11 protein-coding genes and 1 pseudogene are annotated in these 15304 nt (G+C 52.9%); 9 read left to right on the top strand and 3 right to left on the bottom strand.

All coding sequences use genetic code 11. The features are described from left to right. Positions 1 to 268 precede the first annotated feature (268 nt). From ACI0FJ_RS18140 to ACI0FJ_RS18130, 3 genes are all read left to right on the top strand, one after another. The gene (locus ACI0FJ_RS18140) at positions 269 to 3484 is read left to right on the top strand and encodes an ATP-binding protein (protein WP_424305747.1); all 3216 of its coding nucleotides are present in this window, start codon (positions 269 to 271) and stop codon (positions 3482 to 3484) included. Between the two features lie 383 nt (positions 3485 to 3867). Next, complete coding sequence (locus ACI0FJ_RS18135; RefSeq protein ID WP_424305745.1) at positions 3868 to 5562, top strand: YcaO-like family protein; 1695 nt, start codon at positions 3868 to 3870, stop codon at positions 5560 to 5562. Between the two features lie 213 nt (positions 5563 to 5775). After that, a complete protein-coding gene (locus tag ACI0FJ_RS18130; protein WP_424305743.1) occupies positions 5776 to 6156 on the top strand; it encodes a chemotaxis response regulator CheY in 381 nt (126 codons plus the stop codon). A 286-nt stretch (positions 6157 to 6442) separates the two neighbouring features. Here the strand turns inward: ACI0FJ_RS18130 and ACI0FJ_RS18125 are convergent, their stop codons facing one another. Next, complete coding sequence (locus tag ACI0FJ_RS18125) at positions 6443 to 6973, bottom strand: Crp/Fnr family transcriptional regulator (protein ID WP_424305741.1); 531 nt, start codon at positions 6971 to 6973, stop codon at positions 6443 to 6445. A gap of 336 nt (positions 6974 to 7309) precedes the next feature. On the opposite strand from ACI0FJ_RS18125, the gene ACI0FJ_RS18120 reads away from it, so the two are divergent. The 5 genes from ACI0FJ_RS18120 to ACI0FJ_RS18100 all read left to right on the top strand — a co-directional run bounded on the left by ACI0FJ_RS18120 (position 7310) and on the right by ACI0FJ_RS18100 (position 11265). After that, positions 7310 to 8743 (top strand): sensor histidine kinase, encoded by a 1434-nt coding sequence (locus ACI0FJ_RS18120; RefSeq protein ID WP_424305739.1) that lies wholly within the window; start codon positions 7310 to 7312, stop codon positions 8741 to 8743. Positions 8744 to 8968: 225 nt separating this feature from the next. After that, a complete protein-coding gene (locus ACI0FJ_RS18115; RefSeq protein WP_424305737.1) occupies positions 8969 to 9157 on the top strand; it encodes a ferredoxin in 189 nt (62 codons plus the stop codon). A gap of 317 nt (positions 9158 to 9474) precedes the next feature. Beyond that, positions 9475 to 10155: a YkgJ family cysteine cluster protein gene (locus tag ACI0FJ_RS18110; RefSeq protein ID WP_424305735.1), complete on the top strand. Its 681-nt coding sequence runs from the start codon at positions 9475 to 9477 to the stop codon at positions 10153 to 10155. Between the two features lie 3 nt (positions 10156 to 10158). Beyond that, positions 10159 to 10527, top strand: coding sequence for a hypothetical protein (locus ACI0FJ_RS18105; protein ID WP_424305733.1), 369 nt, complete (start codon positions 10159 to 10161; stop codon positions 10525 to 10527). Between the two features lie 108 nt (positions 10528 to 10635). Further along, a complete protein-coding gene (locus ACI0FJ_RS18100) occupies positions 10636 to 11265 on the top strand; it encodes a tetratricopeptide repeat protein (protein WP_424305731.1) in 630 nt (209 codons plus the stop codon). A gap of 518 nt (positions 11266 to 11783) precedes the next feature. On the opposite strand, the gene ACI0FJ_RS18095 is transcribed toward ACI0FJ_RS18100, so the two are convergent. Beyond that, the gene (locus tag ACI0FJ_RS18095; protein ID WP_424305729.1) at positions 11784 to 12365 is read right to left on the bottom strand and encodes a hypothetical protein; all 582 of its coding nucleotides are present in this window, start codon (positions 12363 to 12365) and stop codon (positions 11784 to 11786) included. 21 nt (positions 12366 to 12386) lie between these two features. Beyond that, the gene (locus ACI0FJ_RS18090) at positions 12387 to 13724 is read right to left on the bottom strand and encodes a M48 family metalloprotease (RefSeq protein ID WP_424306598.1); all 1338 of its coding nucleotides are present in this window, start codon (positions 13722 to 13724) and stop codon (positions 12387 to 12389) included. Between the two features lie 331 nt (positions 13725 to 14055). On the opposite strand from ACI0FJ_RS18090, the pseudogene ACI0FJ_RS18085 reads away from it, so the two are divergent. Further along, a pseudogene (locus tag ACI0FJ_RS18085) lies at positions 14056 to 15270 on the top strand (IS5 family transposase); the annotation flags it as partial. Positions 15271 to 15304: the final 34 nt, after the last annotated feature.

Raw genomic sequence — 15304 nt, 5'->3', positions numbered from 1 at the left:
TGGTGTAGAGCATGCATGCAAGGATTGACAATGGCTTTTATCGACACATGCAACAGATCTTTACATAGCTCCGTCAAAACAAACGGACCTTGCCGCCGGCCGTGCAAACGGAGCAGAGCATGGAAAACCCTGGTTCAAAAAATTACAAAAGGCAGCCAATTCAAGAAACGCATGGATTTTTCCCTGCAAACACCGTATTCTGGAAATAGGTATTCCCGCAATCCAATTACGCACGTATAGATACCCAAATTCACCAAGGTGACGCACAGTGAAACGATACTCCATCAAATTCATCCTCTTGGGCATTTTGGTCATTCTGCAATGCCTGGCCGTGGGCTTTATTCAGATCTCCTCGTACGTCACCAGCGAGAAAGCCCTTTTGGGCAATGCCCATTCCCTTATGGAAAACATCTCCACCTTCATTGTTTCCGAATCCCAGAACTACCTTTCCCCGGCCAGGGATGCCTCGCGCCTTACCCAGCGCCTTGCCAGCAGCCAGATCGTCACCAGCCACAACAGCAAGGCCATGGAACGCTATTTTCTGGAGCAACTGGCCCTGCACCCGGAATTCGCCGGGCTGTACTATGGGAGCAGCAGCGGCGAATTTCTGTATGTGATGCGCAACGATGAAAAGATCAAAGGCGGGTTCCGGACAAAAATCATCACCCTGGTGGATGGCGTACGCCAGACACGGCTTATCTGGAGAGATGCCTGGCGCACAGAGCTGATGCACACCGTGGACCCCAACGACACCTACGATCCGAGAGTCCGGCCCTGGTTTCAGAGGGCCGAAAAAACAGCCCACACCATCTGGACGGCACCCTACATCTTCTTTACCTCCAGAAAACCCGGCCTGACCACGGCGACCCCGGTTTTCGGGCAGGAGGGAAAGCTCATGGGCGTGGTCGGCGTGGACATTGAAATAGACGCCATTTCCGACTTCCTGGCCGACCTGCAAATCGGCGAACATGGCAAGGCCTTCATTCTGAGTCAGGCGGGTGAAGTCATCGCCTTTCCCGACATCTCCGTCATTGCCCGCAAACAGGCTGATACGGACAATTTTCAGCTTGTGAACATTACCCGGCTGGATGATCCGACTGCCCGGCAGGCCTACAAAACTGCCTTTGGCAGGCGCGGCATAGCCGACCTGGGCGGCAAGGAATTCACCAGCTTCGAGCTGGACGGAAAAACCTACTACGCCATGTTCTCCCGCTTCAACAGTCCGCAATGGCCCTGGGTCATCGGCATGTATGTTCCGGAGGACGACGTCCTCGGCCCCATCAAAAGAAACCGCAACTTCAACCTGACCCTGGCAACCGGCATCCTGCTCGTTACCATGCTCATCGGCATTGCCATGGCAAACCGCATTGCCAAGGCCATGGTCGCCCTGCGCGACGAGGCCAAGGCCGTGGAATCTTACGACCTGGACACCGAGTTCGACATCGACTGCCCGGTGCGGGAAATCCAGGAAACCGCCGACAGCTTCCGCAAGATGAAGCTGGGGCTGGGCAGATATCGGGACAACAACCAACGCCTTACCCAAGGGCTGCAACATCAGACCGAGGAACTCAGGGAAAAGGAAATCAGACTGCGCGACACGCTCGCCAGCCTTGCCAGCCATTCCGACGCCATTGTGGTCCTCGACCCGAGGCTGCGCATCCGTTTTATGAACCCGGCGGCCGAGCGGCTGCTGGAAATGAGGGCGGACAAGGCGGACGGAAAGGATTTTCCCTATGCAGTGCACAAAGGCAGAGTTGCGGAGCTGGAACTCCCCGGCGACAACGGGATGCTTCTGGTGGAAATGCATGTGGCCGACACCACATGGGACGGGCAGGACGCACTGCTGGTCTTCCTGCGCGACGTTACGGAACAGCGCAACGCCGAGCGCCAGCTCAAAAAAGGCAACGAGGCCCTGGCCGCCATGGTGGACCAGCTCAACGTGCGCAAGGACCAGCTGAAAAGCGTAAGCCGCGAGGCCGACGCCGCCTGCAAGGCCGCAAAATCCGCCAACCGCTCCAAAAGCGCCTTTCTGGCCCGCATGAGCCATGAAATCCGCACGCCGGTCAATACCATCCTGGGCATGTCGGAACTGCTGGACGACCAGGACATGCCCCAAAACGCACGGAAATACCTGGGTGCCATGCGCTCTTCGTGCGACCTGTTGCTGGGCATCGTCAACGACATTCTGGACTTTACCCGCATCGAAGCCGGGCAGGTCGTGCTGGAATCCATCTGCTACAATCTTTCCCATGAACTCGAAGCCACAAGGCGGCTGTTCGAGCACAGCGCAAGGGTAAAGGGAATAGACCTGTATTGCGAAATCGCCCCGGACGTCCCGCGGCAGGTTGTGGGCGATCCGGTTCGCTTCCGGCAGATCATGGCCAATCTTGTCGGCAATGCGGTCAAGTTCACCAAAACAGGCGGCGTGGTCATAAGCGTGGAACGCATGGGACAGGAGCAATCCGCCGTGGTTCTCACCTTCAGGGTTTCCGACACCGGCCTGGGCGTGCCTGCGGAAAAACTGGCCACCATTTTCGATGCCTTCAGCCAGGCCGACCCGTCCATGGTGCGCAAACACGGGGGATCGGGGCTGGGACTTTCCATTGTAAAGAGCCTTACCAGCCTGATGCACGGCGAAATCACGGCGCAGAGCGACACCCACAACGGCTCCACCTTCAGCCTGACCATTCCCTTTGAAACGCCGGTCATGGGCCTGCCCAACAAATCATTGTCCTCGGCAACGGATGACTATGCAGACAGGCTCCCCCAGGCCACCATCATCTTTGCCGAAGACATGGCCGCCAACCGCGACCTCATAGAGCTGTACCTCAAGGAAACGCCGGTCACCCCGCTGTTTGCGGAAAACGGCAGGGAAGCGCTGGATATCTTTTCCAAGACGAATGTGGATATGGTCTTCATGGACATCCAGATGCCCGAGATGGACGGTTTTGAGGCGACGCGGCGCATGCGCAGACTGGAACGCAAACACGGCCGCAGCGCCGTGCCCATCATTGCGCTGACCGCCCACGTCTTCAAGGAGCACCGGGAAGAAGCGCTGGAAGCGGGATGTTCGGGATTTCTGGGGAAACCCGTCCGGCGCCAGACCCTGTTTGAAACCATTGCCGAATATTGCCGCAGGGATGACACCGCGTCCGTAAAGAAGAGCGCCCCCTTGCGCGGGCCGGAAAGCGAAGTCCTTACCGATGAATTGTTGGAAGAAGAACTTATGGACCTCATGCCCTCGTTCTTCGAATCCGTGGACAGGGAATTGGCAGCAGTCCGCGTGGCAATGGCAAACGCACAAAAGGATGAGACCGAACGCATTCTGCACGGCCTCAAGGGGGCCTCGCTGAGTTATGGTTTCAACAAGCTTTCCCACCTCTTTGAGGTAGCCCGCGCCCGCTGCCGGACAGGCGCCTCCCTGCAAACGGCCTTTCAGGAAATTGAAAGCCGCCTGACAGACCTCAAGAAGCGGTATCTGTAGGCCCCCGCGCCTGTACTATGCAGACGCAGGCCGAGCGCAAGAGAAGGGATTCAGGCAGCCGATTCTTCACATCGTTTGCAATGCGCTGATAGGACTGACGGGGCTGATGGGGCTGCCAGGGCTGCCAGGGCTGACGACTGGTTCGCCATACCGTATCCGCTGAAAGCGGCTGCGGAAAGGTACATTCCCACGGGGAAATACGCGCGGCAGAGCCCCCCAAACTGTGCCGCCAATCTGGGCCACCAATCTGGGCTACCAAACTGGGCCCCAAACTGCCCCCCAGACATTTCCTACCAAACCGACTCCTAAAGCTTGCCAAGCCCGTCCGCCTGCCGTAGGCAAGGAAGTCTTGCCATTGGAAACGACCACAGGAGCTTTTTCGCATGGAATATATTCTCAAGCGCGAGTCCACGGCCTCGGGAATCGGATTTTTCGGCTGTTCCCCCGCCGAGCCCATGAACCCGCCCCAGGCCCTGGCCCACATAAAGGCCCACCCCAATGACGAATTCATGCGCCGCTACGTGCTGCGCATGCTGGAAACCATGGAACCGCAGGAATTCGCCGCCCTGGTGGAGCAGGCCGTGCAGGAAGGACCGGACGCCTTTCGCGCCCTGGTCTGCGAAGCAAGCCTTGTCCATGCCAAATTCAACGGGTTCACCGCCCGCTTTACGCCCTTTGGCCTGAACCAGCTGGCCGCATACAGCCCATTGCCCCTGCTCCGGGCCGAAGCCGAGGCGGACCGCGCCCTGCAGCGTCAATGGGCCTCTGTGTTGCAGGCCAACATCATAGGGCACGAAGAATTTCCCCGTGCCATAGCCGCAGGACTGAGCGCCCCGTGCGCACCTTTCCGAACGGTGCAGGGGCTGACCCCAGACAACCTGGGCGAATTTGCGCCTGCCAGCAGCGGTGACTCCCTGCCGGTACTGCCCGATGCCGGAACAACAGCGGCCACGGCGCGCCAACGGCTGGACGAACTGGATGTTTTCCATGACGTGGAGCACCGGCACGAAGCCTCGCTGAGCCCTGTGGCCCTGCTGCGCGAATGGGAAATGGACATTGATATCGCCAGCGGCACACTGGACTACAACCTGAGCGGCATCCAGACCAGCTACGGCAAGGGGCTGGAACTCGATACAGCCCGGGCCTCCCTGTATATGGAGATAGTGGAACGGGTCAGCTCGTTTGCCTCGGTGGAGAACGGATGCATCGCCGACCGACTTGCGGACCTCTCCTTGGTGCTTGCCAGCCGCGAAGAGCTGACCGAACGCGGGGAAATCCCCCTGCCCACTGTTTTACCGGCACCTGACGGGACTACAGACGGGGCTGACGGCAAGGTGAAAATCCACTGGCTGGCCGGAGAACGCGCCGACGGGGCACGGGTCATGGTTCCGGCCCAGTTCACATTTCTTTTCTGCAACCTGGATGAACCCGCGCTGGCCGAAGGGCTGGATTCCACAGGGCTGGCTTCCGGGAATATAATGGAACAGGCCCGGCTGTCCGGTCTATACGAAGTGCTGGAACGCGACGCCGAAGCCGTGGGAGTGTACGACTCGGCCCGCTGTTTCCGGCTGACTTCGAGTGATCCGGCCATTGGCGCGCTTCTGGCGGATTACGCGGACAAAGGCATTGCCGTTGTGGCGCAGGAGTTGACGACCGACCTGGGGGTTCCGGCCTACAAGGTGTTTGTGCAAAGCCGGGACGGAGAGCTGGCAAAGGGGACCGGATGCTCCCTGAGCAGCCGCTCCGCCCTGCTTTCCGCCCTGCTGGAAACCATGTACCCGTATCCCAATGGCGAACCTTCGGCCCAGGCGCCTGCCGATCTGCCCGTGCGGTCGCTGGAAAGCCTGCCCGAATACGGTACGGGGCACCCGATGACCGACCTGCATCTGCTGGAAAAGCTTTTGCAATCCAACGGGTTTGCTCCAGTGTATGTGGATCTTACAAGGGACGACCTGCGTTTGCCCGTATGCCGGGCTTTCGTCCCCGGACTGGCACCGGCCGCGGACTTCAGCGCCTATTCGCGGATGCACCCACGCCAGTGGAACGCCGTGCAGGAATTCATGAAAACAGTTTCCTGACCGGATTTCCGGCTGTAAGAAATAGGCTTGTACTGTCACCGGCGGCAAGGTATACGGCGAATCGTTGCTGGTGCGAGAGGAGACTTGCCAAAGACGCTTACTCAGCATATTCTGAATGATAAGCGTGGAGACATGTATTCGACTCCGCCATAAATAGAAGAGCCTTTATGCATCCGGACCCGAGTTTAGTTACTGCACAAAGAGGGAGGAGATATGGCAGCCGATAGAAGCATGAGCGTGCTGGTTGTGGACGACTTCGCAACCATGCGCAGAATCATTAAAAATATTCTCAAACAAATCGGCTTCACCAACGTAAGTGAAGCAGATGACGGAACCACTGCATGGGACGCCATCAACCGTGGCAACATCGATTTTGTCATTTCCGACTGGAACATGCCGCAGATGACGGGCATTGAACTGCTGCGCAAGGTTCGCGGCAGCGAAGAATTCGCCGACTTGCCGTTTCTGATGGTTACGGCGGAAGCCCAGCAGGAAAACATCATCGAAGCCGTGCAGGCCAAGGTTTCCAACTACATTGTCAAACCTTTCACGCCGGAAACCCTGGGCCAGAAGATCGACAAGATTTTCCCCTAACCACGGCATGCGTTAGCCGTTGGAGCCTTTGCAGCCGGAAGGTTTTCGGTCTGCGAACGCTTTGTAAGTCGCGGACGCGGCCCCGCTTTCTTGAAAGGCGCGCTTCAAAAGCCTTGGCGAGTGCGTAAGAGTATTTTTCCCCTAGAACGCAGACGCCGGTTCAGGAACCTCCCGAACCGGCGTCTGTATTTCTGCTCGTCTCCAGCCATTTCAGGCGTTACAGCCACTGCCCCACCCCATTTATCCGACTGGGGCCCATTATCCTGTAGGCGTGGCTGCCGATGACTCAGGGATTGTAAATGGATGTCGCTCCCGCTCCGGGCGCATGTCCCTTGAGCCGTTCCAGCTCTTTTTTTGTCCGGGACAACTCCTCGCCGGTTTCCCGCAGGCGGATAGCCAGAATTTCCGCAAACAAGCGGTAAAGGACGGAATAAAAAGCGTTCTGGTCTTCCGGGGTCATGCGGTCCAGGAACGAAGCGTCGATAGCCAGACAGGTTACCGGACTGGTGGCGAAAATGGACGCGGACCGGGCTTCTCCATCGATAATGCCCATTTCCCCGAATATATCGCCTATGCCAGCCAGCCGCGAAATAACCTCGCCGCCTTTGACGACCTTTACCTCGCCGTTAATCAGGATGTACATCCAGCTGTCGAACTGCCCTTCCTGAATGATGACCTCTCCCAAATCGTATTTGCGAATTTTGCTCAAGGCGAGAATTTCCTTGATATACGCATCGTTAAACGATTTGAGAGAAGGCAGCTTTCGGAGCTTGCTGACCAGCTCTTCCCGTCCCTGAAGATACGAGGTTTCTTTCATCCAGCCATCCTCCCTGACTCCCTCATGCCTCGCCACCGGACAAAATAGTCGCAACAGCGCACAATGCCAGCAACATACACCAGCAACCTGCCGCTTGCAACGAAGCCTCCGCTTAATGTACCTTTCGGCTACCGGGGAAGAACCTTACATTCTGCAAAGAACCATGCGTGCTTTTTTCCCTGTGCAGAAACAAAGTTGTCACCCTGCGGGGGTAATGGGACATTGTTTTTAAAGACCGGCAAATGACGACCGTCCCCCCAAAAAACGACACAAGCCACCCCGGCCATACAACGTTTCCGGCCATTGCGGGCCAGGAAAACAGAGTGCGGAGCCTCCATGAACGCATCTTCCAACGAATCTGCCCCGGCCGCTGAAAAGACGGCACCCGCAGACCTGCGCAACAAAATATCCGCCCTGACGCTTCGTGTGCATGAAAAAATAAGTGATTACGACAAGTACCAGTTCTCCAAACAGCAAAGCCGCAGCATGAACATCTTTTTCGACCTGGCCCAGGAGTTTGGCGGAGAAGACGACCTCTGGGCCCTTTCCGTGATCATCCCCAAAGTCTTTTTCGACAAAAACACCACCCTGTACATGCTGGCTCCTGAAAACCGGCTCGAACTCAAATGTGCCGCAGACCTGGAAGCCGACCATCCCAACTACCTGAATCTGGACGACTTCGAGGACATGTCCCGCCCGTTGCGCCGCGAAGGCCGCCTGTTCATCCCCATCAAGGGCAACAGGGAACTGCTGGAATTCCTGCCCGTCACCCCAAAAGACGATGTCATCGGCATGATCGTCTTTGAGCAGGCCGATGATATCTCGCGCCAGGACGCGCTCTTTTTCGAAAAATACGCCAACCGCATCGGCTACCGCCTGCACGGACGCATCATCAGCGAAAAAAATCGCGAGCATCTGGAATTCATCCAAACCCTGGTGGAGGACATCGGCCACAACGTCATTGTGCCCAACATGTATTTCAAGCTCTACTATCGTCGTCTGGAGAGCAAAATCCAGGTGTTGCGGGATATTGGCGATCAGTTTTCCACCTTTACCGACAACTGCACGGGCGGAGGCGGGGAACACACCTCGCAATGCCGCCTGCTCAAACGTGAGATGGATTACGCCTTTGAAGCGCTCATGGACCAGTACAGCGAGATATACCGCCACTATGAGCAGACCAGCCTATTTCTGGAAACCCTGCTCCGCCGCAGCCACTTCGAGGAAGGCCGCTACGTGCTGGAGATGCGCCCGGTGCCGGTGTTCGAAAGCATCATCACCCCACAGCTGGAACGCTACCGCCACCGCTTCGAAGACCGCGGTGTGGACATTGCCCCCGGCCCGGAAAAAAACGGCGAGGACGTGAACATCATGGCCGACTTCGGCCTCATCAGCCAGGTTTTCGCCAATCTGGTTTCCAATGCGGCAAAATACGCCCAGGACGTTCAGGACCAAAACGGCCGGACGCGCAAATTCGTTGAGTATGGCTGGGAACTGCTCCCCCAAAAATCCGGGGAAGACAGGCCCCGGGTGAAAATCTACGTGTTTTCTTCCGGCCCCACCATTGCGGACACGGAAAATCCGCGGCTTTTCGAGGAAGGATTTCGCGGCAGCAATGCAAGCGGCGAGTACGGAACAGGGCACGGACTTTCCTTTGTTCGCGAGGTCGTAGCCCTGCACGGAGGCACCGTGGGATATGAAGCACGCCCCCTGGGCAATATTTTTTCATTCACCCTACCGGTCGCCAAGCCCCAGGAACCCGACGTATGATTTGCAACACGTTGTTTTCATGGGATTATTACTATTCTGAAAAAACTTTTTTTCCCGCACGTTTCCCATTATGAACCTTGACACCGCGAGGACCATGAGGATAATGCAAAACATTCTTGGGCGACCAAGATAACGGCCCCGGAAAACCTCCACAAGCAGTGGGCCGGGGACCCTATTGGATTCTACAGGCGGCTTGGCCGCAAAAATTCCTGTACGGAGGGAAACATGGGTTACAGAGTAGTAGTAGACACTGATAAGTGTGTTGGCGACGGCGAATGTGTGGACGTCTGTCCTGTTGAAGTTTACGAAATGCAGGACGGAAAAGCCGTTCCCGTGAACGAAGAAGAATGTTTGGGCTGTGAATCCTGCATCGAAGTTTGCGAGCAGGACGCCATCACGGTCGAAGAAGAATAGCCCGAGCTGTTCGAGTAAATTCCCAAAGGGAGCGGTTTGTCATAACCGCTCCCTTTTTTTACAGGCCGGTGTTGACGAGTGGGATTTTCGGCATTAAACCTCCAGACCTAATCGTAAAAACACTGGTACAAATGTGCTTTCGTCCGGCACGCGCCGCAATCCGCCATTCCAGGACGGAGCACTCGCGTTTTCCGCATATTTTCAATTTGGCGGGTGCTCGCACCGCCCGCACGGTCTGACGCGCGCAGGCTGGACATACACCGGTACGGTCCAGACAGCGCAATGCGCTCTGCCGGAAGCCGGTCCCGGAGGTCCGCATGGATTTGGAAATGTCTGATCTGTTCAGGCAGTATGAAGAGTTGGTGGCCGGAGTGGACAAGGTTTTTGAAAACGTCCGTTCCCAGTTCCCCTCCGAAGTCAAATGCAAGGTAGGATGCAGCAGCTGCTGCCACGCAATTTTCGACCTGAGCCTTGTGGAGGCCATGTATCTCAACAGGCGCTTCAATGAAAAATTCGCGGGCCTGGAACGGGAAGATATTTTGCAAAAGGCGGACAACGCCGAACGCGAACAAGCAAAAATCGTGCGCCACGCCTGGAAGGACAAGCAGAAAGGACGTGACGACAACGAAGTGCTGGCTGCCGTTGGCAAGGAACGCGTACGCTGCCCCCTGCTGGACAAGGACGACTGTTGCCAGCTGTACGACCACAGGCCCATCACTTGCCGTTTGTACGGAATTCCCACGGCGTTTGACGGAGCATCCCATACCTGCGGACTGTCCGGCTTCCAAAAAGGCAAGCCCTACCCCGCAGTGCAGATGGAAAAAATCCAGGACCGGCTGGTAGCTCTGAGCGCCGAAATCGTACAGCGCTGCAATTCCCAGTTCGGCGGCCTGCATGTGGTCCACGTTCCCGTGGGCTCCGCCCTTAAAAATACCTATGACGAAGAATATCTCGGTGCCAAGGAAGAAGCTGCCGAAGAAGGCACCCAAGGGGAATAATACATGAGCCAAATGACCCTGGAACAAGAGGCCGAGCTCAAGAGGACAATGTACGAAAAGCTCTCGCCCCGGAGACGCAAGTTCATCGACAAGATGGGCTACAACCAGTGGGACCCCTTTCAGAAACCCCTGGACCCCATCGACCTGCGGCAGGACAATAACCAGCTGACCACACAGGAACTCATCCGTGGCTTCCTGCAGCAGGTTCCCGAAGAGCGCTACAACGATGTCTACGCCAAAGGCGCGTTTGAAATGGCTCTGGGTATCATCAACGAAAGCGAACGCCAGCTTGGCATGTACGACTTCGCTTGCTGGTACATGCGCCTGCTTGAGGACAAAGAAAAATTGAAAAAGGGCGAATCCCTCTTTTAATGTAATTATCGGACTGGCCGCCCCCGCGCGCCCCGAACCGAATCCCCGCCCGGTTCCCACAGGATCGCCACGCGATCCCTCAGTCTGCAACCACCAGAGGAGCATATTATGAGCATCACCCAGGCACAAAACGTGGATGAATATATCGACGAACAAAAATCCAGGCTGGTAAAACACCCCACCTGCGCCAATACCCGCTACAACCTGGGCATGGCCTACCTGTCCAAGCGCATGTTCACGGAAGCTGAAAAAGAATTTTTGGCCGCGGTGGAAGAATCCCCCAAAATGGCCGAAGCCTACGTGCAGCTCGGCGGCATATGCATGTACCGCAAAGACCTGGACGGCTGCCTGCGCTACAACCTGGAAGCCGCACGCGCCCAGCCCTTCTTTGCCGTGCCCTTTGCCAACGTCGGCTTTGTGCACATGCAGCGCGGCGATTCCGACAAGGCGGTAAAAGCCTTTAAAAAGGCCCTGAGCTGTGACCCCAAATTCGTACAGGCCCACGCCAACCTGGGCGGACTGTACTTTATGACCGGCGAATTCGAAGAAGCCGTAAAGCACAGCTCCAAGGCCATCGAACTGGAACCCATGTTCGGCCCCGCCTACCACAACCTGGCCATGACCTACATCGAGTTGGGCGAATTCGACAAAGCCATCGAAGCCATCGACAAGGCCAAGGAAACCCACTACGAGGTGCCCCAGGAAATCCTCGACGAACTGGAACCGCACCGCAAATAGCAACAACACATTGCAATTCGCAGAAAATCCCCTCCCGGACGCCTTGTCCCGGAGGGGATTTTTTTGGTGAAAATACTGTATTTTCGATGGAGTAAGAGAGTTTTACGGCAGGCCGACCAACATCCGTACGAGTTGTTTCTTGAACATCTGTGAGCACATTACTACCCAAATACGCGAGTAGCACAGTCATTTTTAGTGACGGCTGCACAGGCGGTAAACAAGCATTTTCGCATCACAGAGCAGCTGAAGTATACACCACTAGCAAATTCAAACAGACCTAAACGAGTATCTGCACCACTACAAACATGAACGTACACAAGGCCAAAACATGAACGGCAGAATCCCAGCCAGACCCATTTTTGTACGGGCTGCTAACGCTAAGACAAAACAAAAAAAAGACCAAATGGGCCGCCTAAAAGACATCTCGCCAATGGCGATGAGTGTCAGGTGAGTACTATACCTGTACAGCCTGATATTATTTACTGTGCATCATTGATTGCAAAACTTTAAATAATGACTCATTTAGAACCACGACCTTTTACAAGAACATTTAACAAATTAGCTATAAATTCTGCTTCAGGTTTAACTCTTCCATACTGAGTCTTCAAAGAATTAATCATTGCCTTCATACCTAGTTCTAAATGATTGTCTTTTTTTTTATAAATAAGCAATAAAATTCTATAAAAATCTTCAGGATTATTAACAGTATAATAAAAACAACTTTTTTTGGAACCACTTTTATCTTCAAAAAAAATCATGGGTTTTCCAGAAAGATGATAAAAAGGGCAACACGAAACATCTGAATACTGATACATATTATTCACGTTAACAACAGCAGCTCCAACATCATCACCAATACTCTCTGCAAATTTTTTAAAAAAAGACTTAGTCTCTTGTGGAATATTATGAAAATCAGCATAATAGACCATATAATTTAATTCATCTACTTCTTCAAAAGAATTTACATATAGATATGCCTCCCCAGAGCTTGCAACTTTATCAATATACTTTGGTTTTAATTCAAAAGACTCAGCAACCTGTAGAGTAAGCACCTTCCAAAAACAAACAACCACAAAAAAAATTAATGATATATACTTCATACCCTTACTCAATTAATAAGACTACAGGGGAAAATTATTTCGCACCCATCCAAGATTATATTTAGAAATAGCCACATATAAAGTATCAAAGTAATCTTCTAGAGACTTTGGCATTTCACATTTCGTCTCTTTGATCACAGCAACGTGCATTCCATAAGGGAATTTTTTCATTTTTGAAAGTGATATGCCCATACTCAAGTTAGTACATATATACATAGAATAAATTTTTAAATAAAGAGTCTGTGCTGATTCAATCAGACTCTCATTCTCCACTACTACCTTTGGATGTGACAAAAAATAAAGGCGTAATAGCTTAAAAAATTCATCCACAGATGAAACTTTTTCCAGAATCCGCGCAACAGACTCGACAACTATAATCCGCCACAATTGATAATTATCAGCTGGGACTTTTTTTAAAATAATTCCTGCATACTCCTCAGATGCCTCTTTATTGTGCAAATATAAAACAGTTGAGGAATCAGCTATATACTCAAAACTTAAAAAATTGAACATAGAGTCAAGTAAAGAAGAAAGTTGATCACCAGCAATCTCAGATATACCTTCATACCCTAATTGACTCATAATATCATAGAACATGTCAAAAAAACACAAATTTATAGCATTATAACTATTCATAGCACAATGAGAAGCTTCATGAGCAAGAATAGCTTTCAATTGACTTTCGGTGTAATTATTCAAGCTATCTTTGTTTAGATAAACATTACATAAATTATCAACAAAAGCATCTTTAAAACTCTTACCGGATGCAGTATACACAGAACTTTTTCTAAAATTAAAAGTTTCAATATACTTAGATAGCATTTTTAAAATCAAAAAAGACTTATGTAGGTCGGCAGAAATAAATACGTTACCAAATTTTTTAGATGCAGTTATTAAGCCATCTACATCCTTATATAAAGATGATCTAAAAACGGAAGTATTCAATCTGAACCTATGGGTTCCATCTTTTTCAAGATAGTATTCCCATATAGTTGGAAACAAACTATCTATTTTCGTTACACTTACGGGCCTAAGTCTATTTGGGTAATCCTTCATAAGGACATCGTCCCGAACGCTATCCCACATATTGATAAGCCTACTATCTTTTGACTGTGAATAACCTACATACTGTTCAATTTTTTTTTGTTCAATTTCTTTTACAATAGACTGGACATATACATCGTTCTCCTTGTAAAAACGATTTAAATACTCTTGATCTTCGCACAAAAGGACCTGCCCCAAATTCGTACACTTATAGTTATTTTTGTAGCTTTCGTTATATTTATCGTTACAGTTATCTGTATAACTATGAGAACATCCAACCATAAAAGCCAACAGAACAAATGACAATTTAAGCATCACATTTACCCTCAACAAGGCTGATAGAATCATGACTAATAATGTATGGATTGTGTCTCTGTATATTTTTATCAAATAACACTTGTAACGCCACTTTCGCAACCCTATTGGCCCCCTAAGGTGGGCAGTATCGTGCGTTATTGCAGGTACCCCACCCAAATTACGAACTTTAAAGATAGGTTAGTATTTTTTAATTAGTCGGGCCTGAAATATCTCTAGTGGATTGATTTTTATTAACAATTCTCCTTGTACAATGTAGTATTTTCGACCAGAGAACGTTGTGAATTCGTATAAAACCGGTCGAAATGATGCAGCGAATGGCGGGAGAATCATGAGGGCAAAACCCAAAAAACAGCCGCAGGGTACGTTCCTTTACCCAGACCTTCTGGACCAGCTCAATCCGAAGGCTCCGCTCCTTCAATTGGCGAGGAGAATTCCCTGGGGGCGATTCGAGGAGGAGTTCGCCGGACTCTACAGCGACCAAGGTCGGCCAGCCAAGCCGCCCCGGCTAATGGTCGGGCTGATGCTGCTCAAGCAGTTGGAGAATCTGAGCGACGAACGGGTCGTGGAGGCATGGACGCAAAATCCCTACTACCAGGCGTTTTGCGGTATGACCGAGTTCCAGTGGAAGCTGCCTTGCGATCCCACGGATTTGATCTATTTCCGCAAGCGCATTGGCGAGGACGGGGCACGACTGATTTTCGAGGTCTCCGTGGAACTGCACGGTGATGACGCCAAAGAACGAGAGATCACGGTGGATACCACGGTCCAGGAAAAGAACGTAACCTTTCCTACCGACCTGAAGCTTTTGACCAAAGTCATCGAGGGCTGCCGTAAGATCGCGGACAGCGAAGGCGTCGGTCTACGCCGCAGCTTCAAGCGCACGCTCCCCAAGCTTCGGCTGAAACGGATGAAGATGGCCAAAAAGGCGAGGAAGATGCGGACAATGGCTGGTGCCTTGATCCGTGAACTCCGGCGCAAATTGCCGGGCGAAGCCCTGGGCCGCCACCAGGAGCGACTTGACCTGTACGAGCGGGTCAAGGACCAGAAACGAAGCGACAAGAATAAGGTCTACAGCCTACACGAACCCGATATTCTCTGCATCTCCAAGGGTAAAGCGCACAAGCAGTACGAGTTCGGGCGCAAGGCGTCCATCGCGGTCACAAAAACTACGGGTATCATCGTCGGCGCGATGTCGTTCAACGAGAACGTCTACGACGGCCATACGTTGCCGGATGTCCTCGAACAGTGTTGGGAGGTCACCGGGGTCTGTCCGTCCATGGCGATCTGCGACCGAGGCTACAGGGGCCTGAATCAGGTCGGTGACACGCAAATCCTCATCCCAAAGCCTCCGAAGAAGAAGGACACACCGTACCAGCGCCTTATGGCGCGGCTCCGCTTCCGCCGTCGGGCGGCTATCGAGCCGGTGATCGGCCATCTCAAACACGATCACCGCATGGCCCGGAGCTATCTCAAGGGCGCGGTCGGCGACGCCATTAACTTGTTTATGGCCGCAGCGGCGTTCAACTTCAGGAAGTGGATGCGGAAAATCGGAGAGTTTTTTGCGCTCTTGGCGTTTC

It is taken from the genome of Desulfovibrio sp. 7SRBS1, assembly GCF_049723905.1.
Classification (GTDB): Bacteria; Desulfobacterota; Desulfovibrionia; order Desulfovibrionales; family Desulfovibrionaceae.
Note: the sequence above shows the minus strand (reverse complement) of the source record. Positions and strands in the feature narration are given on the sequence as shown.

Coding starts and splice junctions, on each gene's coding strand:
- ACI0FJ_RS18135 (WP_424305745.1), top strand. CDS start 3,868: ATGGAATATATTCTCAAGCGCGAGTCCACGGCCTCGGGAATCGGATTT.
- ACI0FJ_RS18130 (WP_424305743.1), top strand. CDS start 5,776: ATGGCAGCCGATAGAAGCATGAGCGTGCTGGTTGTGGACGACTTCGCA.
- ACI0FJ_RS18125 (WP_424305741.1), bottom strand. CDS start 6,973: ATGAAAGAAACCTCGTATCTTCAGGGACGGGAAGAGCTGGTCAGCAAG.
- ACI0FJ_RS18120 (WP_424305739.1), top strand. CDS start 7,310: ATGAACGCATCTTCCAACGAATCTGCCCCGGCCGCTGAAAAGACGGCA.
- ACI0FJ_RS18115 (WP_424305737.1), top strand. CDS start 8,969: ATGGGTTACAGAGTAGTAGTAGACACTGATAAGTGTGTTGGCGACGGC.
- ACI0FJ_RS18110 (WP_424305735.1), top strand. CDS start 9,475: ATGGATTTGGAAATGTCTGATCTGTTCAGGCAGTATGAAGAGTTGGTG.
- ACI0FJ_RS18105 (WP_424305733.1), top strand. CDS start 10,159: ATGAGCCAAATGACCCTGGAACAAGAGGCCGAGCTCAAGAGGACAATG.
- ACI0FJ_RS18100 (WP_424305731.1), top strand. CDS start 10,636: ATGAGCATCACCCAGGCACAAAACGTGGATGAATATATCGACGAACAA.
- ACI0FJ_RS18095 (WP_424305729.1), bottom strand. CDS start 12,365: ATGAAGTATATATCATTAATTTTTTTTGTGGTTGTTTGTTTTTGGAAG.
- ACI0FJ_RS18090 (WP_424306598.1), bottom strand. CDS start 13,724: ATGCTTAAATTGTCATTTGTTCTGTTGGCTTTTATGGTTGGATGTTCT.